The sequence below is a fragment of the Pseudomonas fragi genome (assembly GCF_900105835.1).
GTDB classification, from domain to species: Bacteria; Pseudomonadota; Gammaproteobacteria; order Pseudomonadales; family Pseudomonadaceae; genus Aquipseudomonas; species Aquipseudomonas fragi.
Window position 1 is genome coordinate 5045910 of sequence record NZ_LT629783.1, and the last position, 26295, is coordinate 5072204.

A 26295-nucleotide genomic window follows, 5' to 3' on the forward strand; every position below is an offset into this window, starting at 1 on the left:
ACTTCGCCCCTGCACTGATAAAAGATTTTGAAGGTAAAACATGACGTTCAAGGCGCCGGACAGCCTCGCCGAGCAAATCGCTCACCACCTCGCCGAACGCATCATTCGTGGCGAACTAAAGCCTGGGGAACGCATTCAGGAACAGAAAGTGACGCTGGCGCTCAATGTCAGTCGTGGCTCTGTGCGCGAAGCCTTGCTGATCCTGGAGCGGCGACATCTGATCGCCATCCTCCCGCGCCGCGGTGCCCATGTGACCGAGCTCACGGCGCACAAGGTGCAAAGCCTGTGCACGCTGATGAGCGAGATGTACATCCTGCTCGGCAATGCGGTTGCCCAACGCTGGGCGGTGCCGGCTGACCTGGGGCCATTCCTGCAGATTCAGCAGCGTCTGGCTGCCAGCTACGAGCGCCAGGACATCAGCGCCTTTGTTGAAGACAGCTTCAATGTGATGCGTGCGGCGTACCCGTTCGCGGACAACCCGTACCTGCAGGAAACCGTCGAGAACCTGCACCCGGCCATGAGCCGTGCCTATTACCTGGCACTGGATCAGCGCAAGGCCGAGATGAGCGAATTTCTGGCCTTGTTTGCGCAGTTGCTCGAAGCCGTGCTGGCGCGTGACCTGGTGCAGATTCGCGTGGTGCTGAGCAGCTATGCCCAGCGCAGTTGTGCCCTGGTGCTGTCTGCCTTGACGGTTGCCTGAGCGTGCGCCTGACGTGCATCAAGCTGGCCGGCTTCAAGTCTTTCGTTGACCCGACAACCGTTACCTTCCCGAGCAATATGGCGGCGGTGGTCGGCCCCAACGGTTGTGGCAAGTCCAACATCATCGATGCCGTGCGCTGGGTCATGGGCGAAAGCTCGGCCAAAAACCTGCGCGGCGAGTCGATGACCGACGTCATCTTCAACGGTTCAACCACGCGCAAGCCGGTAAGCCAGGCCAGCATCGAGCTGGTGTTCGACAACTCCGACGGTACCCTGCTGGGCGAGTATGCGGCCTACGCCGAGATCTCCATTCGCCGCAAGGTAACCCGCGACAGCCAGACCACTTATTACCTCAACGGCACCAAATGCCGGCGTCGTGACATTACCGATATCTTCCTCGGTACGGGCCTGGGGCCGCGCAGCTACTCGATCATCGAGCAGGGCATGATCTCCAAGCTGATCGAGTCCAAGCCCGAAGACCTGCGCAATTTTATCGAAGAAGCAGCCGGCATCTCCAAGTACAAGGAGCGCCGTCGCGAGACCGAAAACCGCATTCGCCGTACCCACGAGAACCTCGCCCGCCTGACTGACCTGCGCGACGAGCTGGGCCGCCAGCTGGAACGCTTGCACCGCCAGGCACAGGCTGCCGAGAAGTACCAGGAATACAAGGGCCAGGAGCGTCAGCTCAAGGCCCAGCTGTCGGCCCTGCGCTGGCAGGCCCTGAATGAGCAGGTGGGCCAGCGTGAAGCGGTCATTGGCAACCAGGAAGTCAGCTTCGAAGCCCTGGTGGCCGAGCAGCGCAATGCCGATGCCAGCATCGAACGCCTGCGTGACGGGCACCATGATCTGTCAGAGCGCTTCAATCTGGTGCAAGGGCGCTTCTATTCGGTGGGGGGCGATATTGCCCGCGTCGAGCAGAGCATTCAGCATGGCCAGCAACGTTTGCGCCAGTTGCAGGATGACCTGCGCGAAGCTGAACGCTCGCGCCTGGAGACCGAGTCTCACCTGGGGCATGACCGCACCCTGCTGGCGACCCTGGGTGAAGAGCTGCACATGCTTGAGCCCGAGCAGGAGCTCACCAGCGCCGCCGCCGAAGAGGCCGCCGCCACGCTGGAAGTGGCCGAACAGACCATGCACGGCTGGCAAGAGCAGTGGGACAGCTTCAACCTGCGCTCGGCCGAGCCGCAGCGCCAGTCCGAAGTGCTGCAAGCGCGCATCCAGCAGCTGGAAACCAGCATGGAACGTGTGGCGGAGCGCCAGCGCCGCTTGGCTGAAGAGCGCGCCTTGCTGGCAGCGGACCCTGAAGACGCGGCGATTCTTGAACTGAGTGAGCAACTGGCCACCAGCGAGCTGACCCACGAAGAATTGCAGGCCAGTGAAGAACAACTGGTGGAGCGGCTAGAGCAAGTGCGGCATGACTTGCAACAGGCCACGCAGAATCAGCAGCAGGCGCAAGGTGATTTGCAGCGGCTGAACGGTCGCCTGGCCTCGCTTGAGGCCCTGCAGCAGGCGGCCCTCGATCCGGGCACCGGCACCAGTGAGTGGTTGCGCGATCAGCAGTTGGCCGAGCAACCGCGGCTGGCCGAAGGCTTGCGGGTTGAGCCGGGCTGGGAACTGGCGGTCGAGACCGTGCTGGGGGCCGACTTGCAGGCCGTGCTGGTTGAGGATTTTGCCCGGCTGGATCTGGCCGGCTTTGCCCAGGGCGATTTGCGCCTGGTCAGTGGCGCAGGGCCGGTCTCCCGTTTGGCGGGCAGCCTGCTCGACAAGGTAGACACCGATTTTGATCTGGCGCCGTGGCTGGCTCAGGTCAGGCCGGTCGAGTCCCTTGAGCAGGCGCTGGCGCTGCGCGCGCAATTGGTCGATGGCCAGAGCCTGATCAGCCGTGATGGTTATTGGGTGGGGCGTAATTTCCTGCGGGTGCGCCGTGCCAGCGAAGCCGAAAGTGGCGTTTTGGCCCGGGGCCAGGAAATTCAGCGTCGGGGGCTTGAGCGCGAAGAGCGCGAAGCCACTCTCGCGACCCTTGAAGAACAGCTGCAAAGCCTGCGTGAGCAGCAGTTGGTGCAAGAGGACTCTCGTGAGCAGGTTCGCCGTCGCTTGCAGGACGAAGCACGCCAGCAGGGTGAGATAAAGGCCAAGCTATCTGCGAGCAAAGCCAAAGTCGAGCAATTGACCCTGCGCCGTCGTCGTCTGGACGAAGAGCTGGCCGAGCTGGCTGAGCAGCGCGCGCTTGAGCACGAGCAAGTGGGCGAAGCGCGCCTGCAGTTGCAGGAAGCCCTTGATGCAATGGCCACCGACACCGAACAGCGCGAATTGTTGCTGGCGCGGCGTGACAGCCTGCGCGAGCAGCTCGACCGGGTGCGCCAGGATGCCCGTCAGCACAAGGATCACGCGCACCAGTTGGCGGTTCGACTGGGTTCGCTCAAGGCGCAGCATGACTCCACCCGTCAGGCCCTTGAACGTCTGCAAATGCAGTCCGAGCGTCTGGCTGAAAAGCGCGAACAGCTCAACCTCAATCTGGAGGAGGGTGAAGCGCCTCTGGAAGAGCTGCGCCTGAAACTTGAAGAGTTGCTCGACAAGCGCCTGAGCGTGGATGAAGAACTCAAGATTGCCCAGACCGCCCTCGAAGACGCCGACCGTGAATTGCGTGACGCTGAAAAGCGCCGCAACCAGGCTGAGCAACAGTCGCAGCTGATTCGTGGCCAGCTGGAGCAGCAGCGCATGGAGTGGCAAGCCCTGAGCGTGCGACGTACGGCGTTACAGGATCAGTTGCTGGCAGATGGCTATGACTTGCACGGGGTGCTCGCCACGCTTGATGCCGAGGTCAATGAACAGCAGGCCGAAGAAGAACTGGAACGTATTGCTGCACGCATTCAGCGTTTGGGTGCGATCAACCTCGCGGCCATCGATGAGTACCAGCAGCAATCGGAGCGCAAGCGCTACCTCGATGCCCAGGATGCCGATCTGGTCGAAGCACTCGACACCCTCGAAAACGTCATCCGCAAGATCGACAAAGAGACCCGCAGTCGCTTTAAAGACACCTTTGATCAGATAAATGGTGGATTACAGGCACTTTTCCCAAAAGTTTTCGGTGGCGGCAGCGCTTATTTGGAACTGACGGGCGAAGATTTACTCGATACAGGGGTGACAATCATGGCGCGCCCGCCGGGCAAGAAAAACAGCACGATCCATTTGCTGTCCGGTGGCGAGAAAGCCTTGACTGCCCTGGCCCTGGTTTTTGCCATTTTCAAGCTCAACCCGGCGCCGTTTTGCATGCTCGATGAGGTTGATGCACCGCTCGATGATGCCAACGTAGGCCGCTATGCACGCCTGGTCAAAGAGATGTCACAGACGGTGCAATTCATCTACATCACCCACAACAAAATCGCCATGGAAATGGCCGATCAGTTGATGGGGGTGACGATGCATGAGCCCGGCTGTTCGCGTCTGGTAGCGGTTGATGTTGAGGAGGCAATGGCAATGGTCGATGCTTGAGCTATAAGCATGTAGGACGATTTTTTTCTTCTTGTAAGAAATTTATCTGCGATTTGATCGATACGACGTGAAGGTCAAAGGCTACATGGGCCTAACTCAATGCGACAGACGGTGTAAAGTTATCTTTGGTCGTGTTAATTTAATGTCTAATTTTTTTGTACGTGGGTAAAACGCCATTCAGAACATAGAGTTGGCGCCACGTTTTAAAGGGCTTTAGGCTCTTCTTCATAGAATCATTTTTTAGGGGCAAGGGATTACATGGAAATCGGTCTGCGCGAATGGCTGATAGTCATCGGCATAGTGGTAATCGCCGGTATTCTTTTTGATGGCTGGCGCCGCATGCGTGGTGGCAAAGGCAAGCTCAAGTTCCGGCTTGATCGCAGTTTTTCCAACGCCCCGGACGACGAGCACAGCCCTGAGTTGCTGGGCCCGGCACGGGTTCTGGATACGCCCACCCATAAAGAGCCGCAGCTGGACGAGCATGACTTGCCATCGGTCAGCATGCCTGCGCGGGACAAAGGCGCCAAGCGCGGCAAGCGTGGCGGTGAGCCGAGCCAGGGTGACCTGAACCTTGATCTGGAACTGGATGAAGGCCCGAGCATCAGTGCCCGTGATGATGATCATGTCGCGCCGGTCAAACCTGCGCGCGGCCGTGCCAAACCGAGTGTGGCGGAAGTTGAAGTCAAGGAGCCTGCTGCTGCGCAGCCAGCGGCCGAAGAAGTGCTGGTGATCAGCGTGATCAGCCGTGACCCGGCGGGTTTCAAGGGCCCTGCACTGTTGCAGAACATTCTGGAAAGCGGTCTGCGTTTTGGCGAAATGGATATTTTCCATCGCCATGAAAGCATGGCCGGTAATGGCGAAGTGCTGTTTTCGATGGCCAACGCAGTCAAGCCGGGTGTTTTCGATCTGGATGATATCGACCTGTTCAGCACGCCGGCTGTCAGCTTTTTCCTTGGTTTGCCGGGACCGCGTCATCCCAAGCAGGCTTTTGATGTGATGGTTGCCGCTGCACGCAAGCTGTCCCAGGAACTCAATGGCGAGCTCAAGGACGACCAGCGCAGTGTTCTGACGGCCCAGACCATCGAGCATTACCGCCAGCGCATCGTTGAATTCGAGCGCCGTGCCCTGACTCAAAAACGCTGAACATGTGGGGGCCGGCTTGCCTGCTCCCCCCGCATGCACCATGAATACTACAAGGAGCAGCCTCGGCTGCTCTTTTGCTTTGTGAGAGAACACCCCCATGACCGCCGCCAATACCCGCATTCTAGAGCTGCGCGCTGAACTGGATCAGCATAACTACCGCTACCATGTACTCGACGAGCCGAGCATTCCGGACGCCGAGTACGACCGTCTGTTCCGTGAGTTGAAGGCGCTGGAAGCCGAGCATCCCGAGCTGGTCACTGCCGACTCGCCGACCCAGCGCGTAGGCAGCGCGGCGTTGTCCGCGTTTACTCAGGTGCGTCACGAAGTGCCCATGCTGAGCCTGGGCAATGCGTTCGATGAAACCGATATGCGTGAATTTGATCGCCGGGTCAGTGAAGGGCTGGATCTGCCCGCGGGCGACCTGTTTGGTGGCGGCGCTGAAGTTGAATACAGCTGCGAACCCAAGCTGGACGGGCTGGCGGTGAGTTTGCTGTACCGCGATGGCAATCTGGTGCGCGGTGCCACCCGGGGTGATGGCACCACCGGTGAAGACATCAGCGTCAATGTGCGCACCGTGCGCAATATCCCGCTCAAGCTGCATGGCAGTGGCTGGCCAGCGGTGCTGGAAGTGCGCGGCGAAGTGTTTATGTCCAAGGCCGGTTTTGACCGGCTCAATGAAACCCAGCTCGCCGCCGGCGGCAAGACCTTCGCTAACCCGCGTAACGCGGCGGCGGGCAGCTTGCGTCAGCTGGATTCGAAAATTACCGCCAGCCGCCCGCTGGAGTTTTGCTGCTACGGCCTGGGGCAGGTCTCTGAAGAGTTTTCTGACACCCATATCGGCAATCTCAAGCAGTTGCAGCAATGGGGCATGCCTATCAGCCACGAACTGAAGCTGGCTCATGGTATTGCCGAGTGCCTGGATTACTACCGCGATATTGGCGAGCGCCGGGCTTCGCTGCCCTATGAAATCGACGGCGTGGTGTTCAAGGTCAATAACCTGGCGTCGCAGCGCGAGTTGGGTTTTCGGGCGCGGGAGCCGCGCTGGGCCATCGCCCACAAATTCCCGGCGATGGAAGAGCTGACCGAGCTGCTCGATGTGGAGTTTCAGGTCGGGCGCACCGGTGCGGTAACCCCGGTGGCGCGTCTCAAGCCGGTCAAGGTGGCGGGTGTGACCGTGTCCAACGCCACTCTGCATAATATGGATGAAGTGGCGCGGCTGGGGCTGATGATTGGCGACACCGTGATTATTCGCCGCGCTGGCGATGTGATCCCGCAGGTCGTTCAGGTGGTGCTCGAGCGCCGCCCTGAAAATGCCCGCCCGGTGCAGATTCCTGAACACTGCCCGGTGTGCGGTTCCCATGTCGAGCGCACGCAGTTGATCAAGCGCAGCAAGGGCCGCGAAACCGTCAGCGAAGGCGCGGTGTATCGCTGTGTCGGCCGGTTGGCGTGTGGTGCCCAGCTTAAACAGGCGATCATTCATTTTGTCTCGCGCCGGGCAATGGACATCGAAGGTCTGGGCGAAAAAAGTGTCGAGCAGTTGGTCGACGAGGGGTTGGTGAGCTCGCCGGCAGACCTCTATACCCTGCAGTTCGAGCAGGTCGTCGATCTCGAAGGCTTTGCCGAGCTGTCGAGTAAAAACCTGCTGCAGGCCATTGCCGACAGCAAGCGTCCGACCCTGGCGCGCTTTATCTACGCATTGGGCATTCCTGATGTGGGCGAAGAGACTGCCAAAGTGCTGGCGCGTTCTCTGGCCTCTCTGGAGCGTGTACAGAAGGCCTTGCCGCAAGTGCTGACCTACCTGCCGGATGTGGGCCTGGAAGTGGCGCACGAGATTCACAGCTTCTTCAGTGATGGCCACAACCAGCAGGTGATTGCCCAGTTGCTGGAGCGCGGCCTGGAGTTGCAGGACCAGGGTGAACTGGGCGCCGAGTTTGCCGCCAGTACCACCTTGGGCGGGTTGATCGACAAGCTGCATATCCCCTCGGTCGGGCCGGGCGGGGCGCAGAAGCTGGCCGAGAAATTCGGCTCGCTGGAAGGGGTGATCAATGCCGACTGGCTCGACATGCGCCAGGCCCTGCCGGAAAAACAGGCCAAGGCGGTGCGCGAGTTTTTCGATAATCCTGAAAATGCGCGCATGGCGCTGGAAATCGAAGCGCAGCTGCGTGATTTCGGCATGCACTGGCACAGCGAGAAAAAGGCTGTAGAAGGCTTGCCGCTGGCGGGCCAGACCTGGGTGCTGACCGGTTCGCTGGAATTGATGAGCCGCGACGTCGCCAAGGACAAGCTGGAAAGCCTGGGGGCCAAGGTCTCGGGTTCGGTATCCGGCAAGACTCATTGCGTGGTGGCGGGGCCGGGGGCGGGCTCCAAGCTGGTCAAGGCCAACGAGCTGGGGCTCAAGGTGCTGGATGAAGAAGCCTTTGTCGCGTTTTTGGCCGGGCAGGGCATTTCTATCCAGTAATGGCAGTAGGGGCGGGCTTGCTCGCGATGCAGGCGACGCGGTGTCTCAGTTGACCCGCGCAGAAGCCATCGCGGGCAAGCCGGCTCCCACAAACGAGCTGTGCCGGGTTGTGAGGCGGTGTTTCAACCCGAATCCAAGTGCTTGAGCCCATTCATTTTTTTATTCTTGTCACAGCGGTTGTAAGTTTTTCTCAGACAGGTACAATGGCGCCGTTCGCTGCTAGGCGGATGTTGTTATGGTGACCCTATCGGTCCCCCCGCAACGATTACCCGTGAACCTGGTCAGATCCGGAAGGAAGCAGCCACAGCGGGAACATTGTGTGCCGGGGTGTGGCTGGTGGGGTTGCCTCCATTCTTTAAGTCCTTGATTCTACAAGGATTCTCGCGTCAAAAATCTCGAAGTGTGACAGCGTTTAGTGACACCTAAGTGGTGCACTGTGCTGACGATCTTACCTTGATCATTTTTCTTTCGCCATCAAAGCCATCTAGGTTGCATTGCCATTGCCGAAACTCACCTTCAAGCCTCGAAGGCCGAAATTTCTGTGAGTTTTCGTTTCTGAATTGTTCTTTGCGCGGGATGTATTCCATTGCCCTCATTTCCGGTAGACGCGGAGATGGCACTTTGATAGCTTGGCTCGCTTGGTTAATTTCCGGTGCGTAAGCTAGCGCTTCATAAAGCTTGCATTCCCTTTCCCTTTCCCTTTCCCTGTCTCGCAAGGAGCGATACTCATTGGCTCTTCAAATATCGTTGTTCAACCACAAGGGTGGCGTAAGCAAGACCACTACCGCATTCAACTTGGGCTGGATGCTGGCTCAAAAAGGTAAGAAGGTGTTGTTGGCCGACTGCGATCCGCAGTGCAATCTCACGGGAATGGTGCTTGGTTTCAAGGGTAGCGATGACTTCGCTCAAATATATAACTCGGGCGGAGTAAGAAATATTCGAGACGGGTTAGCGCCAGCATTCGAATCCAGACCTGCGCCAATTCTGCCGGTACAATGTGAAGCTATCAGCGGTCAGGAAAACTTGCATCTGATCCCTGGTCACATCGGACTAGCGGAGTATGAAGTTACCTTGGGGATTGCTCAAGAGTTATCGGGGTCTCTTGTTACTCTTCAAAATCTTCCTGGCTCGTTTAGTCATCTTTTCCAGTTAACTGCAAAAGAGTACGATTGTGACTACATCATTGTAGACATGAGTCCGAGTTTGGGGCCGATTAATCAAAACTTGCTGATGACTAGCGACTTCTTCTTGGTTCCAATGAGTCCTGATTATTTTTCGGTCATGGCCACTGACTCATTGGCAAAAGTGCTTCCAAAGTGGAAGGCCTGGGCTAATGCCGCCCACTCTAATCCGGTTTTGCAGAACGCGACTTATCCCTTTCCAGTAGTAGAAACTCAGTTCCTCGGCACTGTAATACAGAAGTACCGTGTTCGTGAAGGAACAACTGCTTCTGCGGCCTTCCAGAAATGGATTGATGAAATTGAGTTAGGCGTGAAAACAAAGCTAGTGCCGGCGCTGGACGCCTGTGGAATGATGATGGCGCCGGAAGCTTACAGCTCAATTGGTGTCGAACCGGGAGAGCCACTTCTCCAGATGTCTGATTTCAATGGTTTAATTGCTCTGTCGCAGAAACACAAAGTTCCAGTCTATGCGTTGAGTGATGAGCAGTTGGAGCAAACGGGTATCGTGCTGGAGCGAACGAAGAAGTCGATGGAAAAGTTTGGGGCTCTATTCTCGGAGGCGGCGGACCGAATTATCGCGCTGACCGACTATGCTTAAGGCTTTGGAGGCGGCTCGTGAAAGCCTCCTTAGGGTTGAGCACTTAGGTGGTCTCTACAGTGCTTTACAATCATTGACAACTTCAGCTATAGATTCGAGTGACTTGCTTCGCGCTCAAGTGGTGTTGGCAGTGAGTGCGCTAGATTTTTATATACATGAAGTCACAGTCATGGGGATGTTGGAGGTTATGAAGGGTGAGCGCGCTTCAACTCCTGCATTCGATAAGAGCCGTGTTTCAGTTGGTGCAATGCTTGGTGGGATGCAGACGCAAACATATGATTGGTTTGAGGCTGATGTGCGGGAGCGGCATAGTTTTCTGTCGTTTCAGCAACCAGATAAAATTGCCGATGCGATTCGGCTATTCTCTGGTGTGAAATTATGGGAGTCAGTTGCTGCCATAGTCGGAGATAATGATGTAAAGGACAGGCTTAGATTGATTGTGGATAGGAGAAACAAGATTGCTCACGAGGCTGACATATCGCCAAGTTATCCGGGGGAGCGATGGCCAATCACGCAGTCTGATGTCGCAGAGATTACTTTGTTCATTAGAGGTATTGTCGAGGCTATACACGTAAGTGTGGCTTCAAAATAATCATGCGGATGTGCTCGGGCTGTATTGTGCCCGAGTTGTCCTGTGCGCAAAGGCGGTGAGGTGAATAGACCATACACCACTTTTCCAAATCGGAACCAATGTCTAAATTATTTCCGGTGTAAGGGGGGGAGGCGGGTCCATGCCTATAAATTCGGTAGGGATAGGGGCAAGTCTTAACCCCTTGTCCGGAATACCCAATGGCCCTGTGCAAGCTTTCTAGAAATCCGGTACTAGCACTCGGTTGCATCATCAGGGATCGATCAATATCCATTGTTTCAACGGCTACAGGGCTGTGTAGGCGACGTTCTCTGTCTGCCCCTCACTACCCCACTGCATGAGGAGGAGCGCCTTCGATTGAAGCAAGGAGGCTTACACTGATGTTTCTCGCTTGATCCTGTACACCGTTGCAACGCCACACTCAGCCAGTTTGGCAATTTCATCAGCAGACATCTTTGGATGTTTCTGCATCAGTGACTTGACCTTTTCCCACTTGGCGGCGTTCCTGCCTTTGCCTGCTGGCTTCCATTCAGGATCAGCAGCCTTCTTATTCTCCAACCCTTGCTTGATGCGCTCCACACGCTTCTCTTGATCCAGTCGTGCCATGGTTGCCATCAGGTCGATCAGCATGTTGTTGATCACGTCCATGATTTGCCCGGTGATTCCTTTCGCTTCAACCAGCATGTGACTCGTGGGTAAATCTGCAACAACAAGACGCAACCCCTTAGCCTTGATGGTGGCCTTGAGAGTGTCCCAGTCAGCTTGTGAAAGGCGACTCAAGCGGTCAACAGACTCAACCAACAGCACGTCACCACTCTCAGCAGTATCGAGCAAGGAAAGCAGCTCAGGGCGGTTGAGCTTGGTTCCGCTGATGTTCTCGGCGTACACGCCAGTAATGGTCAGCCCCTTCTCAATAGCGAATGCCTCAAGGGCCACCTTGGCACGGTTGGCGTCCTGATCTTTGGTGGAGGCTCTGAGGTAAAGGTGGGCGTTCATCACTGATTTCCTTTTATCTATCCGATCGATAGATAAATGATAATCCTATCGAATAGCCTTGCACAATAGCTATCTGATAGTTATTTGCCACCGTGTATCGCACTACCATTTAGGTAGAGTACTTTGATAGTGGGGGATTGCTGGCTCGGGTTGGCTTGCTGGCGCTTGCGATGCTCGCCAGTCCAGTAGCTGGATGGTGGGCGGAGGAGGTGTGGGGAGGGGCTGTAAGGGAGGTCTGTAGGGGAGGTGTAGCAAAGGCTAAGGAGCTCTTCGCTTATTGCTCACTCTGAAAAGCAACGTCAAAGGCTGCCTACACTGATGACTGATCAGGATGAGCTTGAGAGGATTGTCTGTGATGCGGGGGGGGGGGGTGTGTACGGGGATGACGGCAAAAGCATCAGGAGCTTTTCGCTTATCGCTCATTGTCTGAAGAGCAGCAGCAAAAAGGCTGCCGGACACTAAGGATGATCGGTTTATCTATGAATGGGGGTGTAATGCAGGATCTGCTGTAGTGCAGGTCAGTGTGTAGTGCAGGTCACTCAGGATCTACCCGGTATCTCAGTTGGGATCAACTTGGCCCTTGTTCAGAGCTGCCCAGCGTTTCGTCCCTTTGCTTCCAATGAGCTTGGTCAGGTTGTGCGGTCTCTGCTTCTCGATTGATCGAGCGCTCTTTACCAGTTTCCAAGGTGGCAGTAATTGATCACTGACATTCATCTCGTTAGGGAAGGGTCTGTCTGATACGGAGGAGCTGGAGCCCAGTAAAAATCAGTGTTTGAGGCGCTTCTGCGTGAAATGTGAGGTGTTAGCTGGGTCGTTGCTCACCTGCTTTCAGCCCTGCTTACGGTAAGTACTTGCGTATGGGTGGCTTCTGGGTCGGCTAGGGCACAGGCAGTTATGTTGAGGCTCTGGCACCAGCAGATGTGCGGGGCCTATGATGGGTCGGTATGGTCAAGGGCTTGCTAAGGGTAACTACAGCGGAAGTGCTCGGCGACCGTTATGTAGTAAATGGTGTAGTAGAGCGTGATTACAACGGTATGAGCTTCAAGTTCCGTGAGGATGGGTACTTCAACATGACCCATGCAGCAAAGCATTTTGGCAAGCACCTTCCACACTTCTGGAACCACTCAGAAACCCCCGGATATCTTGAAGCGCTTCGCGGTGCAGTTTGTAGCAGTGCGGCTCCCGTACCCCTAGAGCTTGTAGAGATTATCCCCGGCAATCGGTACGTTGCAGGTCGTGGAACATGGGCTCACCCGAAGGTGGCTGTCTTCTTTGCTCGCTGGTTGGATGTCAAGTTTGCAGTGTTCTGCGACATGGTGATTGATGACTTGATTGGCGGTCATGCCACCATCACTGTGGTCAACCCTGAGAAGGCTGTGGCACATACTCTGCCTCAGACATATCTTGAGTCGTTGCAACGCCTGATCGTTGCTGTACAGGCTCAGGAGAAGCTCCAGCTCCAGATTGAGATTAAGGAGTGTATAGACCGCTCCCTTGTTGTTGCAGTTTTGGCTGCAAACTATCTATCACCTTGGATTTATCTGGCGCCACACCGTACCAGTTAGTGATCGACACAAAACGAAAGAGATTTTGGTTCTTGACTCCACTATGTGTGCTTCACACATGACCTGCCTACACTGAGAGTCAAGTCAAGGGCTTAAAGTCTTTCTGTCCTGTATCGACAGGTTGACTCTAACAGTGAAGGGCTCAAGGGCTGTGTTGGTTTTTCTTACGTCAAGGTCTACGTCAAGGGCAAGCTTTCTGTGGCTTCCACAGAGCATACTATTACCTTGTTACCTCAAGGTGACTGATTCCTATCCTTTGCGTATGCAAAGAATGTAGTAAGGCTCTTGATCTTGGAGAGAGGGTATAACACCCTCAAGGCTCTTGACTTGTTTGTCAGTGTAGGCTGTTTCCTGTGGGTGCCCACAGAATATAGTCAAGATCAAAGGCGAGAAGCTTTTCGTTTTGTATTGACTCTTTATTGGTCTTAGGGGGTGTCAGTTGTTCTGTGTTGGTGGTGAGCTTGCTCGCCTACACAGGTTATATACCTCAGGGCTGTACATCCTGTGGTTCCCACAGGGCCCTACGTTCGCTTCGCTCTCTTATATAGTCCCGGACTATCTCGGTAGTCCTCGTAGTGCCTGCGGTTAGGCAGCGCGAGCCCTTTGGGAATCTGTGTAAGTACTGGTGCAATTGTCAATGCAATCGATCTCAGTTTTTAGCACCTCACACACACGTGGATTGTGTTCTAGGTACATCATCATCCCATCCAGAGCAAGGCGGGCGCACTGTGCAATCAATGCAACTTGAGACTTGCCTAGGCCGGTGAGGCTCTTTACAGACGCAGTGCTGATGAGTGGCATCTTCACGGTAGCGTACACATGATCGGGACTCACATTGAGCTTTCCCTTGTTCGCTTTGGCGATGGTATAGCAGGCACCCATGACGTAATCTTCCACCCAGCTCTGTGGGGGCAAGTCGTAAAGGTCGTGCTCAGGTGGCGTATCGGCAAGAACAATCAGACGATGAATAGGATTACTCATTACCTTCGGCGGTCGTGTTGTTCGCTTAATGGGCTCCAGGTTGCTTGGAAGCTCTTGAGAAACATTAGGTGAGTCGTTCGCGGCAGTCAGGAGTTGCAGTGCATCTTGGGTTTGCTCAGGGGTTAGGGGGCGTTGTGGGGCGCTATGTACTGTCTTTGGTTTTGGCTCTTTGACTGGGTCTGTCGGAGCCAAGAACTCTGACCCAAAGTACTGCCCGATGATCTCACCAGTATCAGTGTTGATGCAAAAGTCACCGATGCGGCGGGTGCTGATATTGAAGTCGTGAATAGCATTGAAAATCATGGATGGATCTCCTTTCCGGGTTCAGTTCATAGGCAATCCTCTCGGGTTCTGCCGGTTGGTTTTGGTAAATCGCGGACACAAAAAAACCTCCAACTTGCAAGGCACTGTTTGAGCAGTGGTCGCGGGGGAGGCTTCAGATGTCTGTACGCATTTTGATGCGAGGGCGGATCATACTGCTGCTCTAATGATAATGCAACTGATTATTGATGCCGTTGGAGAGCTTTCCGCATGGCTTGAGGGGTGTCCTGATCTATTCAGGGATCTGGAGTGGGGTGAAAGTTGCTGCCACTTGTGCCTGTAGCTCTGCCAACAACTTCGCTTGAGCTTGTTCAGCCTTCTTGGCTGCCTTCAGCTCTTCAGCCTGAAGTAGCTGGGCCAGCAGCAAGTCTTTGTAGCGAACATGCTCGGCTTCCAGGAACTCTACATACTCAGCCTTAACATCAACCTCAAGCTGGGCGAGGTCGGAGTCCTGATGAGTCTGCGACTTAATCAAGTGGCAGTTGAAGTTGATGGGCCCAAAGTTCAGTGGATACGGGCTCAAGGCATAACCTTGATTTAGCTTGTCAGCCACCATCTGGAGGAACTCTCTGTCTATATCGGATCGAACGACGATACAATTTTTCGGAGAATTGCTGTACTTGTGTTTGGCTTCTGCTACCAGTTGGGTGAGCTGGTTTGGATCGTACTTAGGTGCTGTACCTTGAATTGTAATCTTGTGCTGGTTTGCCATCATGCTTGCTCCTTGTTAGTTCTCATTTTAGTCAATACTCGTTGCAGTGTTGTCGTACGATACTCATCAGGTGTTGGTGTCTTCTTTATCGCAGTGCGAGTTACTGGTGCCTGTCTTTGAGTGGTCTGTCTATGTTTGTTTTGCTCGACGGCCCATGCCATGCGTTCTTGAAAGTTCATATTTTGTTTTCCTTCTGTTGGTGGTGTATAGGCTGACGTCAGCCAAAAAGTGCGATATTGATGGCTCTATCTCAGGCCTCTCGGGTCGATGGGAGTGCGACCCTGTACCCTAGCTAGGGATCAGCGTTTTTTTATCGTTTCGGATCAATGAATCAAGGAAGCTATGGGAGACTTTCGCCAGCTCACCAATATCTACCAAGAGGCCCTTGGCTCGCGCCTTGGTTGCTAGCTTGAAGTACTTCGATAAAGTAAGTTCGCCAGCCTTGATGAAGAGTGTCTTGGTATTCTTAGTTGGTTCTGCTGGTGCTGTGACAGTTCCTTTGATCAAGTTGCTTTGTTTGTCGATAACGATGAAGTTCATGGATGCACGCAGCCGGAGGCACTCGTTGCTCTGTTGATGATCAGTTGATTGATCAATAGGTTGAGGTTGTCAGCTTGCCTCTTGAGGATGTCGAACTGCGAGATTGTCAGCTTCAATTTCACAGAGATTGTTGGTGTCTGCAATTGTCGCCATGTCTTACTTCGACAAGCGTGACTACAGTGGCGAGCGTTACCATACTTGTTGGCAAGCGAGATACCGCACTGCTTGCAATTGTGAATATTGGGCATAGGGATGTCCTCCTTTGGATAGGTGATTGTTTGACTTGCGACTAGGTTTTCTTGCAAGCGAAAAAAAAGCCCACAGATTTAGGCGGGCTTTTCAAGATGGATAGAGAGTGGGGTAACACTGAAAGTGAAGTTATCTCTACTTACCTTAATACTATCAAGGCGATCTCGATATGTCAATACATATCTGCAAACCAAAGTCAATAAATATTTTTGGCTTCTTCGCGCGGCAGACATCAGAAGCCCGTTAGCGGTGCGCTATCGGTCCAGTGGTCGGGGTGAGAGTTACTGATCTCTGTCGCAGTCTTATGATGGGTCGAGTACCCCCATGTCTTCGGTGCCATGCAACAATTTCTTAGTCAGATTTGATGTGTTCAAGAGCTTCCTGCATTGCTTTCAAGGGTGTCCTGCTGCCATAAACGCCAAAAGTGACGGCACTGTCTTCATGCCCAACGATTCTTTTGATCAGCGAGTCTTGTACGCCAGCATCCCTTAAGTCATCGATGAGCGTGTGCCGGAAGCTGTGGAATGTCTTCTTGCTGTCATCAATGCCGCGCTTAGCCTTGTACCTCCCAAACCACTTGGATGGGGCATGCCCCAGCTTTCCCCTTACAGGTTCAAGTTCAGGGAACAATCTATGGCCTCCACTGGCTCTGGCTGACTCAACATGCCGCAGTAACCCCAACCCAACCAGAAGCGGGTGTACTGGCAGCATGCGTCGGCTGCTTGCATTCTTCAGCTTTTGACCTTCGCTGCTGTCATCTATGCGGATGCAGAGAATCCCTTGCTGTTCAACAAAGTCATCGACTCGTAGCTGACACAACTCCTCTAGTCTTGCGCCGGTGTAGCGGCCCAGCAATGGTATCCAGTAGCGCCAAGGATGTTTGCGAGCTTCAGTTTTGAGTGCATCCAGATCGAGAAGGGTGGTTAGGTCATGTTGTTCAAATGACAAGCGAGCTTCCTTTGCAGAGCCGGTCATCATCTTGAGTCCGGTCAAGGGATTGTCTTGGATGTACCCGTTAGTTTTGCACCAGTTCATAAATGCTGAGAGTTTGCGCAGTCGGTTGTTCACCGTAACCGCTGTGACGGTCTTGTAGGTGCTACCAGACTCAACCACCTGTAGCAGCGTCTTGCCTTTGAACTCAGGTCGTAGTCCGAAGTATTGGGGGCAACGGCTCAAGCGATCTTTAAGCAGGCGTGCTTGATTCGCATCAAATGCAGCAATAGGCATATCGCCCATCAACTCAAATAAGTCTCGCAGTGAGCGTTCCACTTCGTGAGTGCTTACTTCTCGCCATGTGCCTCCGCGTTTACCTTCCTCGACGTATCGCTTGGATAAGGTACCAAGGGTAGGACTGTCGATGACTTGCTTGGGTGAAATGGCTGAGGGGCTCCGTACGACAGATCGAATTGCTGGCGCTGGCGTTGCGTCTCGCCACCCGACACACAGTGTACGGAGCGTCTGAAGGTCTGCTAGGGGGTGTTCAAGCAAGTGGCTGTGGATTCGTTGGGCTAAGGAGGAAGCAAGAAAAGTTGCAGGTTGACGAGACCTGAGATTCAGACTCAGACGTAAAGTGTTACACCTTGGGAAAAGGTGCTTCGGAAGCCTGAGGTTCAGGTAGTAGAAGGCTCCGCGACGTATCAGGTAGGCCATGTGTGACACCCGTGTGTTACAGCTAAGTGTGACAATGCTGGCTACACCCCAGATTTATGACTGCCCGTGCCGTGTGTCGGTACGTGTGATTGGAAGTGACCTCAAAACCCTGAAACCCTTACCCCTTGTGGGCTGCAACGATTACCCGAGCATGCTTGCATGCCACCTGGTCAGATCCGGAAGGAAGCAGCCACAGCGGGAACATTGTGTGCCGGGGTGTGGCTGGTGGGGTTGCCTCCATTTTAAAACCCGCAATTGTGCCGGGTTTGAGTCAAAATCCAACTCTCTTCTCAAAAAGCCCTTGTCGACGTTCAAAAGAACGGGCGATGTGTTCTTGTGCGCGGGTAAAACCCTCTCTGCACCGGCTGCAAGCAGTTAAACGTGCGCATCGGATGCAATTTCGGCCTTGCTCCGCTAGCATTAGCCCCCTCCGCTTTTCAGACGCGACGGTTATCAATGAGTTATCAGGTTCTTGCACGTAAATGGCGTCCGCGCTCGTTCCGCGAAATGGTCGGCCAGACCCATGTGCTCAAGGCTCTGATCAATGCCCTGGACAGTCAGCGCCTGCACCACGCCTACCTTTTTACCGGTACCCGTGGCGTGGGCAAGACCACCATTGCGCGGATCATCGCCAAATGCCTGAACTGTGAGACAGGTATCACCTCAACGCCGTGCGGTGAGTGCTCGGTGTGCCGTGAAATCGACGAGGGCCGCTTTGTCGACCTGATCGAGATCGACGCCGCCAGCCGCACCAAGGTCGAGGACACCCGTGAGCTGCTCGACAACGTGCAGTACGCACCGAGTCGCGGGCGCTTCAAGGTCTACTTGATCGACGAAGTGCACATGCTCTCCAGCCATTCGTTCAATGCGCTGCTCAAGACCCTTGAAGAACCGCCGCCCTACGTCAAGTTCATCCTCGCGACCACCGATCCGCAGAAATTGCCGGCCACGATCCTGTCGCGTTGCCTGCAGTTTTCGCTGAAAAACATGACACCGGAGCGTGTGGTCGAGCATTTGAGCCATGTGCTCAGTGTCGAGAACGTGCCGTTCGAAGACGACGCGCTGTGGCTGCTGGGCCGCGCTGCCGACGGTTCTATGCGCGATGCCATGAGCCTCACCGACCAGGCGATTGCCTTCGGCGAAGGCAAGGTACTGGCAGGTGATGTGCGGGCGATGCTTGGCACGCTGGATCACGGTCAGGTGTTCGACCTGCTGCACGCCTTGATCGAAGGTGATGCCAAGGCCATGCTTGAGGCCGTGCGCCATCTGGCCGAGCAGGGCCCGGACTGGAATGGCGTGCTGTCGGAGATCCTCAACGTCTTCCATCGCGTGGCCATTGCCCAGGCGCTGCCGGACGGTGTCGACAACGGTCATGGCGACCGCGACCGCGTGCTGGCCCTGGCTCAGGCGCTGCCTGCCGAAGATGTGCAGTTTTATTACCAGATGGGCCTGATTGGCCGGCGCGACTTGCCGCTGGCGCCAGACCCGCGTGGTGGCTTTGAGATGGTCCTGCTGCGAATGCTGGCGTTCCGCCCGGCAGATACCGGCAACGCGCCGAGTCAACCGCTAAAGCCAGTGGGGATCAGCCAGGCCACAGTTGATTCCGCCCAAGCCGTGGCGGGTACGACCCCTGTTGCGCCAGCCGTTGCCGCGCCGGCAGCGGTTGTTGCGCAACCCGTTGTACCAGTGGTCGAGGTGGTTGCCGAGCCTGTGCAGGCGCCCAAGGCCCCGCCAGCGCCCGAAAAGGACTTGCCCTGGAACGCGCCATCCGCCCCTGTGGTCGAAGTCGAGGCAGCGCCCGAGTCGGTGCTGGATACCGTTGGCGAGCCGCCTGAGTTGCCGCCGATGCCGATGCCAACGCCGGACAGCGTGGTGCCGGATGCGCCAGAGTGGATCGCAGCAGCGATTCCCGAGCCGACCGCCGAGCAGGTGGATGCAGCGGTGTCGGGTATGGATCGCGACGACGAGCCGCCGCTGGACGAAGACTATATCGAGCCGGACATGGATTCGGCGGCCTACAGCTACCTGGATGAGCTGGCCAGTGAGCACGCCGCCGAACCTGCTCCTGAGCCCGAGCCTCTGCCTGCAGCCATGCCGGCGACCGGCCTGGCCCTTGAATGGCTGGAGATGTTCCCCAAATTACCGGTGTCGGGCATGACTGCCAGCATTGGTGCCAACTGCACCCTGATTGCCGTTGACGGTGATGACTGGTTGTTGCATCTGGATCCGGCTCACAGTGCGTTGTTCAACCTGACCCAGCAGCGCCGGCTCAACGATGCACTGAACCAGTTCACTCAGCGTACACTCAAAGTCACCATCGAGCTGGTCAAGCCGGAGCAGGAAACCCCGGCCCAGGCGGCTTCGCGTTTTCGTGCAGAGCGTCAGCGCCTGGCTGAAGAGTCGATTTATGCCGACCCGCTGGTGCAGCAGATGGTTGAGCAGTTCGGTGCGGTCGTGCGCGAAGATACGATTCAACCTGTAGAGGTTGCGCAGGCTCAAGCGTCGTAACGCCAGAGCATTAACTTACAGCCCGCAGTCGTTTTGATTGCGGGAGCATTGTCCAAATAACGTTTGAGGTGATTCCCATGATGAAAGGTGGCATGGCCGGCCTGATGAAGCAGGCGCAGCAGATGCAGGAAAAAATGGCCAAGATGCAGGAAGAACTGGCCAATGCTGAAGTCACCGGCAAGGCGGGTGGCGATATGGTCACTGTGGTCATGACCGGCCGTCATGACGTCAAGCGGGTGAGCATTGACCCGACGTTGCTGGAAGGCGTGAGCGAAGACGACCGCGAAGTGCTGGAAGACCTGTTCGCCGCAGCGGTGAACGACGCCGTGCGCAAGATCGAAGCCAACAGCCAGGACAAAATGTCTGGCGTGACCGCCGGCATGCAACTGCCGCCGGGCATGAAGCTGCCGTTCTAAGGCGCTCGACAATGCCAGGCCATGAGCCTGGCATTTTTTTGCCTGTTCTACGGGTATTTGACGCTGGCCCACACCGCGGGTATAAACCGCGTCTCGTTGTTTTGTCGGACCTTTCCCTATGAGCTTTAGCCCCCTGATTCGCCAACTGATCGATGCCTTGCGGACCCTGCCGGGCGTAGGTCAAAAGACCGCGCAGCGCATGGCTCTGCAATTGCTGGAGCGTGATCGCAGTGGCGGCTCGCGTCTGGCCCTGGCCCTGACCCAGGCAATGGAAGGCGTGGGGCACTGCCGTCTGTGCAGGACCCTTACCGAAGATGATCTGTGCCCGCAGTGTGCCGACGTGCGTCGGGATGACACCTTGCTGTGCGTGGTCGAGGGGCCGATGGATGTGTATGCCGTCGAGCAGACCGGTTATCGCGGCCGTTACTTTGTGCTCAAGGGCCACTTGTCACCGCTGGATGGCCTGGGGCCGGAGGCGATTGGCATTCCGCAATTGATGGCGCGTATTGCCGAGCAGGGCACGTTTGCGGAGGTGATCCTGGCGACCAACCCTACGGTCGAGGGTGAAGCCACTGCGCATTACATTGCCCAGTTGCTGAGCAACAAAGGCCTGATTGCGTCGCGTATTGCCCATGGCGTGCCGTTGGGTGGAGAGCTGGAACTGGTGGACGGTGGCACGCTGGCCCATTCGTTCTCGGGGCGTCGACCGATTACGCTCTGACTGCGATTGCCGGGAGGGGGGCTCCTGTGGGCTGGCTTGCCTGCGATGCAGACGGCGCGGACTGGCAGGTACACCGCAGCGATGCCATCGCGAGCAAGCCCGCTCCCACAAAGGGGCCTGGCAAGCCGCGAATTCAGTTAGCCATGCATTACCTGTGGGAGCTGGCTTGCCTGCGATGCAGGCGGCGCGGACTGGCAGGTACACCGCAGCGATGCCATCGCGAGCAAGCCCGCTCCCACAAAGGGGCCTGGCAAGCCGCGAATTCAGTTAGCCATGCATTACCTGTGGGAGCTGGCTTGCCTGCGATGCAGGCGGCGCGGACTGGCAGGTACACCGCAGCGGTGCCATCGCGAGCAAGCCCGCTCCCACAAAGGGGCCTGGCAAGCCGCGAATTCAGTTAGCCATGCATTACCTGTGGGAGCTGGCTTGCCTGCGATGCAGACGGCGCGGACTGGCAGGTACACCGCAGCGATGCCATCGCGAGCAAGCCCGCTCCCACAAAGGGGCCTGGCAAGCCGCGAATTCAGTTAGCCATGCATTACCTGTGGGAGCTGGCTTGCCTGCGATGCAGGCGGCGCGGACTGGCAGGTACACCGCAGCGGTGCCATCGCGAGCAAGCCCGCTCCCACAAGGGGGCTTTCAGTTTATTCGGTCAACGAAAATTCCGTCAGGCAAAAAGTCGGCACGCCCAAATCCTGCAGGCGCTGCGAACCGCCCAGCTCGGGCAGGTCGATGATGGCTGCTGCTTCAAACACCTGCGCACCCATGCGTCGCACCAGGTTGGCTGCCGCAATCAGCGTGCCGCCTGTAGCAATCAAGTCATCGACGATCAGCAACGAGTCGCCTTCACACAGGCTGTCGGCGTGAACTTCCAGAAACGCTTCGCCATATTCCGTCTGATAGCCTTCGGCCAATACGTCAGCGGGCAATTTGCCTTGTTTGCGAAACAGGATCAGCGGTTTGTTGAGCTGGTGGGCCAGTACCGAGCCGATCAGGAAGCCGCGGGCATCCATGGCGCCGATATGGCTGAAGTCAGCCTCGACGTAGCGCTCGATAAAACGGTCGGCAATCACGCGCATGGCACGGGGCGACTGGTACAGCGGAGTGATGTCACGAAAGATGACGCCCGGCTTGGGGAAATCAACAACCGGGCGGATCAGGGTTTTGAGGCAAAAATCGTCGGAGACCATATCGGGCTGTCCTGGGGAGCATTAAGCGCGCCAGTATAACCCGTCAAGCCGTCTCAGACCTCCAGCGAACCACCGGCCAGGGCGCACAGCTTGATCGGGTCAAGAATATGCACTTCTTTGCCTTCGGCAGTAATCAGCTGGTTTTCCTGCAGGCGGGTGAATACGCGGGACACGGTTTCTACGGCCAGGCCCAGGTAGTTGCCGATTTCGTTGCGCGACATGCTCAGGCGGAACTGATTGGCCGAGAAACCGCGAGCACGGAAACGTGCTGACAGGTTGACCAGAAAGGTGGCGATACGCTCGTCAGCGGTTTTTTTCGACAGCAGCAGCATCATTTGCTGATCGTCACGGATCTCGCGGCTCATCACCCGCATCAGTTGGCGACGCAGCTGTGGCAGTTGCACCGAGAGTTCATCGAGACGCTCAAAAGGAATTTCGCACACCGGCGTGGTTTCCAGGGCCTGGGCCGATACCGGGTAGGTTTCAGTGTCCATGCCGGAGAGGCCGACCAGTTCGCTGGGCAGGTGGAAGCCGGTAATTTGCTCCTCACCGTTGTCGCTCAGGCTGAAGGTTTTCAGTGCGCCAGAGCGTACGGCGTAAACCGAGCCAAAGGTGTCGCCCTGGCGGAACAGGAATTCGCCTTTTTTCAGTGGGCGGCCGCGCTTGACGATTTCTTCCAGCGCATCCATGTCTTCCAGGTTCAACGAAAGTGGCAAGCAGAGAGGGGCCAGACTGCAATCCTTGCACTGTGCCTGAGTGTGAGCGCGCACTTTTACTGGCTCGGACATTTCTTAAATCCTTGTAGGAAAACACACATAAGATGCAAGGGTACCCCAGCGTGGGGGGGGTAGGCCAGCCGCACCACGCCAGTGCACTCATCTCATGCTGTAGAGGCCGTGTTTGAGGCCTCAAATCACCCGCGAATAGCGCTGGCGGGTTTGCTGCTCAAGGTAGGCGTCGAACACCATGCACACCGAGCGCACCAGTAGCCGCCCGGCAGGCAGCACGGTCAATTGCTCGTCGTCCAGGGTGATCAGCCCGTCCGCGGCCATGGTCTTGAGCGTAGGCCACTGCGGGGCGAAATAGCCTCGAAAATCGATATTGAACGCCTGCTCGATGTGCGCGAACGGTACATGCAGATTGCAGATGATCTGCTGGATGACTTCGCGGCGGATACGATCGTCCTGATTGCACAGCAGGCCGCGGCTGGTGGCGAGCTGATCGCTGGCCAGGGTGCGCTGGTAGCTCGCCAGGTCGCTGTCGTTCTGGCAGTACAGGTCGCCGATCTGGCTGATGGCCGAGACGCCCAGCCCGATCAGGTCGCAATGGCCGTGGGTGGTGTAGCCCTGGAAGTTGCGTTGCAGGGTTGATTCTTCCTGGGCGATGGCCAGTTCATCGTCGGGCAGGGCGAAGTGGTCCATGCCGATATAGCGATAGCCGGCGCCGGTCAGTTGCTCGATGGTGCGCTCCAGCATCTGCAGTTTGGCGGCAGGTGAGGGCAGGTCGCTGGTGTTGATGCGGCGCTGCGGCATAAAGCGTTCAGGCAAGTGCGCGTAGTTGAACACCGACAGGCGATCGGGCTGCAGGCTGATCACTTCCTCGACGGTGCGGGCAAAGGCTTCGGGCGTCTGCTTGGGCAGGCCGTAGATCAGGTCGATATTGATCGAGCGAAATTGCAGGGTGCGCGCGGCATCGATCACGGCCCGGGTCTCTTCCAGGCTTTGCAAGCGATTGACCGCCCGCTGCACGTCTGGGTCAAGGTCTTGCAGGCCGATGCTGACACGGTTGAAGCCCAGTTCACGCAACAGGCCCATGGTCGACCAGTCGGCTTCCCGCGGGTCTATTTCGATACCGTAGTCACCTGAATCGTCGTCCAGTAAATTGAATTGCTGACGCAGCTTGGCCATCAGTTGACGCAATTCGTCGTGGCTGAGAAACGTCGGGGTACCGCCGCCAAAGTGCAATTGCTCGACCTTCTGTTTGGGGTCGAGGTGGCAGGCGATCATCTGGATTTCTTGCTCGAGTTTTTGCAGGTAGGGCTGGGCCCGGCCACGGTCCTTGGTGATGACCTTGTTGCAGGCGCAGTAGTAGCAAATGTTCGCGCAAAACGGCACATGTACATACAACGACAGCGGGCGCAGCGCCTTGCGGCTCTCGCGCAGGGCGTGGAGCAGGTCGAACGGGCTGACCTGGTTGTTGAACTGCATGGCTGTCGGGTATGAGGTGTAACGCGGTCCGGCCAGGTCGTAGCGGCGGATCAATTCTGGGTCCCAACGAATGGCGTCGAGCATGCGGGCATTCCCCTGGGATGGCTGGCAATGCTCAGGAGTCTAGGGGGTGGGGCGTTGTAGCATCTTGATTTGCATCAACGGCTGTGATTGGCAAGGTTTCTGTGGGAGCGGGCTTGCTCGCGATACCAGCGACGCGGACTGCCAGAAAAATCGCAGTGATGCCATCGCGAGCAAGCCCGCTCCCACAGGGGTTGTCTAGTGTCCCATCAGCCAGTGCTGGTGCGGGCCGGGCAGGGTCCAGATGCCGAAGAGGATCACCAGCAGGCCGCCAGCCATGCGCACGCTGCGTTTGCGCAGCAGCGCAGTGACCCGTTCGGCGGCCAGGCCGGTGGCCAGCAAGACGGGCCAGGTGCCTAAACCAAATGCCAGCATCAGTAAGGCACTGTCGATTGCGCTGCCCTGGCTGGCCGACCAGATCAACGTGCTGTACACCAGCCCGCAGGGCAGCCAGCCCCACAGTGCGCCCAGCAGCAGGGCGCGGGGCAGGCTGGATACCGGCAGCAAGCGGGTGGCCACGGGCTGGATATGCCGCCACAGGCCACGGCCCAGGCTTTCGATGCGGGTCAGGCCGCTCCACCAGCCAGCCAGGTACAGGCCCATGCAAATCAGCAACAGGCCGGCGAGGATGCGCATAAACATGGCCGCTGGACTGTTGGCCACCGCCCAGCCTGCCAGCCCCAGCAGTAAACCTGCCGTGGCATAGCTGAGAATTCGCCCAAGGTTGTAGGCCAACAGCAGCCTGAAGCGTCGGCTGCGTTGTTCCTTGGGGATGGCCAGGGTCAGCGCGCCCATCAGGCCGCCGCACATGCCCAGGCAGTGGCCGCCGCCGAGCAGGCCCAGGATCACGGCCGAGACGAGCAGGGGCGCAAGTTCAAGCATGGGGTGGCGACTTGCTGTCGGTGTCGGAGGCCGATTCCGGGTGCAGGTTTTTGGCTTCTTCGACGGCGGCGGTGTGCTGCGGGTCCTGATCGTCGAACAGGATGCTGTGGGCCGGGCTGTCCAGGTCGTCGTACTGGCCGCTGTCGACCGCCCAGAAGAAGATGAAAATGCAGATGGCGACAATCAGCAATGCCGCCGGAATCATGATGTAAAGCGCTGGCATAAGGGCTCCAGGCGACCGGTTCAGGCCGGTAGCGGGCGGTTGTGAGGCATGGCGCGAGTATGCGCCACCGCGGGCATGCGCGTCAGGCGCAAGGCGTTGAGCACCACGGTCAATGAGCTGAGCGACATGCCGATGGCGGCCCAGATCGGGGTGATCCAGCCCAGCGCGGCAAATGGCAGCATCAGGCCATTGTAGAGGCCGGCCCACAACAGGTTTTCGATGATCACCCGCCGGGTGCGGCGTGCCAGGCTGAAGGCCTGCACCAGCGCATCGAGGCGGTTGGACAGCAGCACCGCATCGGCACTGGTTTTTGCCAGGTCCGTGGCCGAACCCATGGCCACGCTGATATCGGCAGCGGCCAGTACCGGCACATCGTTGACGCCGTCCCCCAGCATCAGCACCTTGCGCCCCTGGGCGTGCAACTGCTGCAAGACCTGCAGCTTGTCATCCGGGCGCAAGCCACCCTGCGCTTCATCTATTCCCAGTTCGGCGGCCACGCTGGCGACCATCGGCGAACTATCCCCCGAGAGCAGCAATGTGTGCCAGCCGCGGGCCTTGCACGCCGCCAGCAATGCCGGGGCGTCGTCGCGCAGGCGGTCATCCAGGACAAACCAGGCCAACACGCCGTTAGTGTCACCCAGCAGCAGCCATTGGCCGGGCTCATCCGGCATGTCCGGGGCCTGGCACTGGCTCAGCGCGCAGACAAAACCCGGCTGGCCAATGCGCAAGCGCTGTTCGCCGACCCGCCCTTCAAGGCCCAGCCCCGGCGTGCTGTGCACTTCCTCGGCCGCTTGCGGGGCACGGCCAAAGGCGCGGGCAATGGGGTGTTCGGAGCGATTTTCGAGGGCGGCGGCCAGGGCCAGGCACTGGTCGCTGTCCAAGTCGCGCAAGGG

Annotated in this window: 21 protein-coding genes and 1 other RNA gene; 11 read left to right on the forward strand and 11 right to left on the reverse strand. The window is 57.2% G+C overall.

Annotated elements, in window-relative coordinates:
* The first annotated feature begins 40 nt into the window (after positions 1-40).
* The 7 genes from BLU25_RS23225 (at position 41) to BLU25_RS23255 (ending at position 10163) form a co-directional block, all read left to right on the forward strand.
* A complete protein-coding gene (locus tag BLU25_RS23225) occupies positions 41-700 on the forward strand; it encodes a GntR family transcriptional regulator (RefSeq protein ID WP_016780276.1) in 660 nt (219 codons plus the stop codon).
* 2 nt (positions 701-702) lie between these two features.
* Complete coding sequence (gene smc, locus BLU25_RS23230; protein ID WP_016780277.1) at positions 703-4191, forward strand: chromosome segregation protein SMC; 3489 nt, start codon at positions 703-705, stop codon at positions 4189-4191.
* A 258-nt stretch (positions 4192-4449) separates the two neighbouring features.
* Positions 4450-5334, forward strand: a complete 885-nt coding sequence (gene zipA, locus BLU25_RS23235; RefSeq protein WP_016780278.1) for a cell division protein ZipA — start codon at positions 4450-4452, stop codon at positions 5332-5334.
* Between the two features lie 97 nt (positions 5335-5431).
* Complete coding sequence (gene ligA / locus BLU25_RS23240) at positions 5432-7792, forward strand: NAD-dependent DNA ligase LigA (protein ID WP_016780279.1); 2361 nt, start codon at positions 5432-5434, stop codon at positions 7790-7792.
* Positions 7793-8037: 245 nt separating this feature from the next.
* Positions 8038-8134: signal recognition particle sRNA small type (ffs, locus tag BLU25_RS23245), an RNA gene on the forward strand.
* A 387-nt stretch (positions 8135-8521) separates the two neighbouring features.
* Positions 8522-9571, forward strand: coding sequence for a ParA family protein (locus tag BLU25_RS23250; protein WP_016780280.1), 1050 nt, complete (start codon positions 8522-8524; stop codon positions 9569-9571).
* Positions 9564-10163 carry a hypothetical protein gene (locus BLU25_RS23255; protein WP_016780281.1) on the forward strand — a complete coding sequence of 200 codons (600 nt, stop codon included), beginning with the start codon at positions 9564-9566 and terminating at the stop codon, positions 10161-10163. Before BLU25_RS23250 ends, BLU25_RS23255 begins: the two co-directional genes overlap by 8 nt.
* Positions 10164-10532: 369 nt before the next feature.
* Here the strand turns inward: BLU25_RS23255 and BLU25_RS23260 are convergent, their stop codons facing one another.
* Positions 10533-11156, reverse strand: coding sequence for a recombinase family protein (locus tag BLU25_RS23260; protein WP_016780282.1), 624 nt, complete (start codon positions 11154-11156; stop codon positions 10533-10535).
* A 944-nt stretch (positions 11157-12100) separates the two neighbouring features.
* On the opposite strand from BLU25_RS23260, the gene BLU25_RS23265 reads away from it, so the two are divergent.
* Positions 12101-12721 carry a KilA-N domain-containing protein gene (locus BLU25_RS23265; protein ID WP_016780284.1) on the forward strand — a complete coding sequence of 207 codons (621 nt, stop codon included), beginning with the start codon at positions 12101-12103 and terminating at the stop codon, positions 12719-12721.
* A gap of 585 nt (positions 12722-13306) precedes the next feature.
* On the opposite strand, the gene BLU25_RS23270 is transcribed toward BLU25_RS23265, so the two are convergent.
* From BLU25_RS23270 to BLU25_RS23290, 4 genes are all read right to left on the reverse strand, one after another.
* The gene (locus BLU25_RS23270; protein ID WP_016780285.1) at positions 13307-14005 is read right to left on the reverse strand and encodes a hypothetical protein; all 699 of its coding nucleotides are present in this window, start codon (positions 14003-14005) and stop codon (positions 13307-13309) included.
* Between the two features lie 250 nt (positions 14006-14255).
* Positions 14256-14738, reverse strand: a complete 483-nt coding sequence (locus tag BLU25_RS23275) for a hypothetical protein (RefSeq protein WP_016780286.1) — start codon at positions 14736-14738, stop codon at positions 14256-14258.
* Positions 14739-15023: 285 nt separating this feature from the next.
* A complete protein-coding gene (locus tag BLU25_RS23280) occupies positions 15024-15275 on the reverse strand; it encodes a hypothetical protein (RefSeq protein ID WP_016780287.1) in 252 nt (83 codons plus the stop codon).
* A gap of 600 nt (positions 15276-15875) precedes the next feature.
* Positions 15876-17174 (reverse strand): site-specific integrase, encoded by a 1299-nt coding sequence (locus BLU25_RS23290; protein ID WP_029611339.1) that lies wholly within the window; start codon positions 17172-17174, stop codon positions 15876-15878.
* 456 nt (positions 17175-17630) lie between these two features.
* On the opposite strand from BLU25_RS23290, the gene dnaX reads away from it, so the two are divergent.
* The 3 genes from dnaX (at position 17631) to recR (ending at position 20819) form a co-directional block, all read left to right on the forward strand.
* Complete coding sequence (gene dnaX / locus BLU25_RS23295; protein WP_083369853.1) at positions 17631-19682, forward strand: DNA polymerase III subunit gamma/tau; 2052 nt, start codon at positions 17631-17633, stop codon at positions 19680-19682.
* A gap of 77 nt (positions 19683-19759) precedes the next feature.
* Positions 19760-20098 carry a YbaB/EbfC family nucleoid-associated protein gene (locus BLU25_RS23300; protein ID WP_016780291.1) on the forward strand — a complete coding sequence of 113 codons (339 nt, stop codon included), beginning with the start codon at positions 19760-19762 and terminating at the stop codon, positions 20096-20098.
* Positions 20099-20216: 118 nt separating this feature from the next.
* Positions 20217-20819 (forward strand): recombination mediator RecR, encoded by a 603-nt coding sequence (recR, locus tag BLU25_RS23305; protein ID WP_016780292.1) that lies wholly within the window; start codon positions 20217-20219, stop codon positions 20817-20819.
* Between the two features lie 644 nt (positions 20820-21463).
* On the opposite strand, the gene BLU25_RS23310 is transcribed toward recR, so the two are convergent.
* From BLU25_RS23310 to BLU25_RS23815, 6 genes are all read right to left on the reverse strand, one after another.
* Entirely contained in the window at positions 21464-22009 is a 546-nt protein-coding gene (locus tag BLU25_RS23310; protein ID WP_016780293.1) for an adenine phosphoribosyltransferase, read from the reverse strand.
* 53 nt (positions 22010-22062) lie between these two features.
* Positions 22063-22797 (reverse strand): fumarate/nitrate reduction transcriptional regulator Fnr, encoded by a 735-nt coding sequence (gene fnr / locus BLU25_RS23315; RefSeq protein WP_029611340.1) that lies wholly within the window; start codon positions 22795-22797, stop codon positions 22063-22065.
* A 120-nt stretch (positions 22798-22917) separates the two neighbouring features.
* Complete coding sequence (hemN, locus tag BLU25_RS23320) at positions 22918-24300, reverse strand: oxygen-independent coproporphyrinogen III oxidase (RefSeq protein WP_016780295.1); 1383 nt, start codon at positions 24298-24300, stop codon at positions 22918-22920.
* A gap of 195 nt (positions 24301-24495) precedes the next feature.
* On the reverse strand, positions 24496-25179 hold the full coding sequence (locus tag BLU25_RS23325) for a sulfite exporter TauE/SafE family protein (RefSeq protein ID WP_016780296.1): 684 nt from the start codon (positions 25177-25179) through the stop codon (positions 24496-24498).
* Positions 25172-25402 carry a cbb3-type cytochrome oxidase assembly protein CcoS gene (gene ccoS, locus BLU25_RS23330; protein ID WP_016780297.1) on the reverse strand — a complete coding sequence of 77 codons (231 nt, stop codon included), beginning with the start codon at positions 25400-25402 and terminating at the stop codon, positions 25172-25174. The genes BLU25_RS23325 and ccoS overlap by 8 nt, the downstream gene beginning before the upstream one ends.
* 20 nt (positions 25403-25422) lie before the next feature.
* The coding region (locus BLU25_RS23815) for a heavy metal translocating P-type ATPase (RefSeq protein ID WP_231995629.1) at positions 25423-26295 on the reverse strand (873 nt) is incomplete at its 5' end.

Coding starts and splice junctions, on each gene's coding strand:
- BLU25_RS23225 (WP_016780276.1), top strand. CDS start 41: ATGACGTTCAAGGCGCCGGACAGCCTCGCCGAGCAAATCGCTCACCAC.
- zipA (WP_016780278.1), top strand. CDS start 4,450: ATGGAAATCGGTCTGCGCGAATGGCTGATAGTCATCGGCATAGTGGTA.
- ligA (WP_016780279.1), top strand. CDS start 5,432: ATGACCGCCGCCAATACCCGCATTCTAGAGCTGCGCGCTGAACTGGAT.
- BLU25_RS23255 (WP_016780281.1), top strand. CDS start 9,564: ATGCTTAAGGCTTTGGAGGCGGCTCGTGAAAGCCTCCTTAGGGTTGAG.
- BLU25_RS23260 (WP_016780282.1), bottom strand. CDS start 11,156: ATGAACGCCCACCTTTACCTCAGAGCCTCCACCAAAGATCAGGACGCC.
- BLU25_RS23265 (WP_016780284.1), top strand. CDS start 12,101: ATGGTCAAGGGCTTGCTAAGGGTAACTACAGCGGAAGTGCTCGGCGAC.
- BLU25_RS23270 (WP_016780285.1), bottom strand. CDS start 14,005: ATGATTTTCAATGCTATTCACGACTTCAATATCAGCACCCGCCGCATC.
- BLU25_RS23275 (WP_016780286.1), bottom strand. CDS start 14,738: ATGATGGCAAACCAGCACAAGATTACAATTCAAGGTACAGCACCTAAG.
- BLU25_RS23280 (WP_016780287.1), bottom strand. CDS start 15,275: ATGAACTTCATCGTTATCGACAAACAAAGCAACTTGATCAAAGGAACT.
- BLU25_RS23290 (WP_029611339.1), bottom strand. CDS start 17,174: ATGGCCTACCTGATACGTCGCGGAGCCTTCTACTACCTGAACCTCAGG.
- dnaX (WP_083369853.1), top strand. CDS start 17,631: ATGAGTTATCAGGTTCTTGCACGTAAATGGCGTCCGCGCTCGTTCCGC.
- BLU25_RS23300 (WP_016780291.1), top strand. CDS start 19,760: ATGATGAAAGGTGGCATGGCCGGCCTGATGAAGCAGGCGCAGCAGATG.
- recR (WP_016780292.1), top strand. CDS start 20,217: ATGAGCTTTAGCCCCCTGATTCGCCAACTGATCGATGCCTTGCGGACC.
- BLU25_RS23310 (WP_016780293.1), bottom strand. CDS start 22,009: ATGGTCTCCGACGATTTTTGCCTCAAAACCCTGATCCGCCCGGTTGTT.
- fnr (WP_029611340.1), bottom strand. CDS start 22,797: ATGTCCGAGCCAGTAAAAGTGCGCGCTCACACTCAGGCACAGTGCAAG.
- hemN (WP_016780295.1), bottom strand. CDS start 24,300: ATGCTCGACGCCATTCGTTGGGACCCAGAATTGATCCGCCGCTACGAC.
- BLU25_RS23325 (WP_016780296.1), bottom strand. CDS start 25,179: ATGCTTGAACTTGCGCCCCTGCTCGTCTCGGCCGTGATCCTGGGCCTG.
- ccoS (WP_016780297.1), bottom strand. CDS start 25,402: ATGCCAGCGCTTTACATCATGATTCCGGCGGCATTGCTGATTGTCGCC.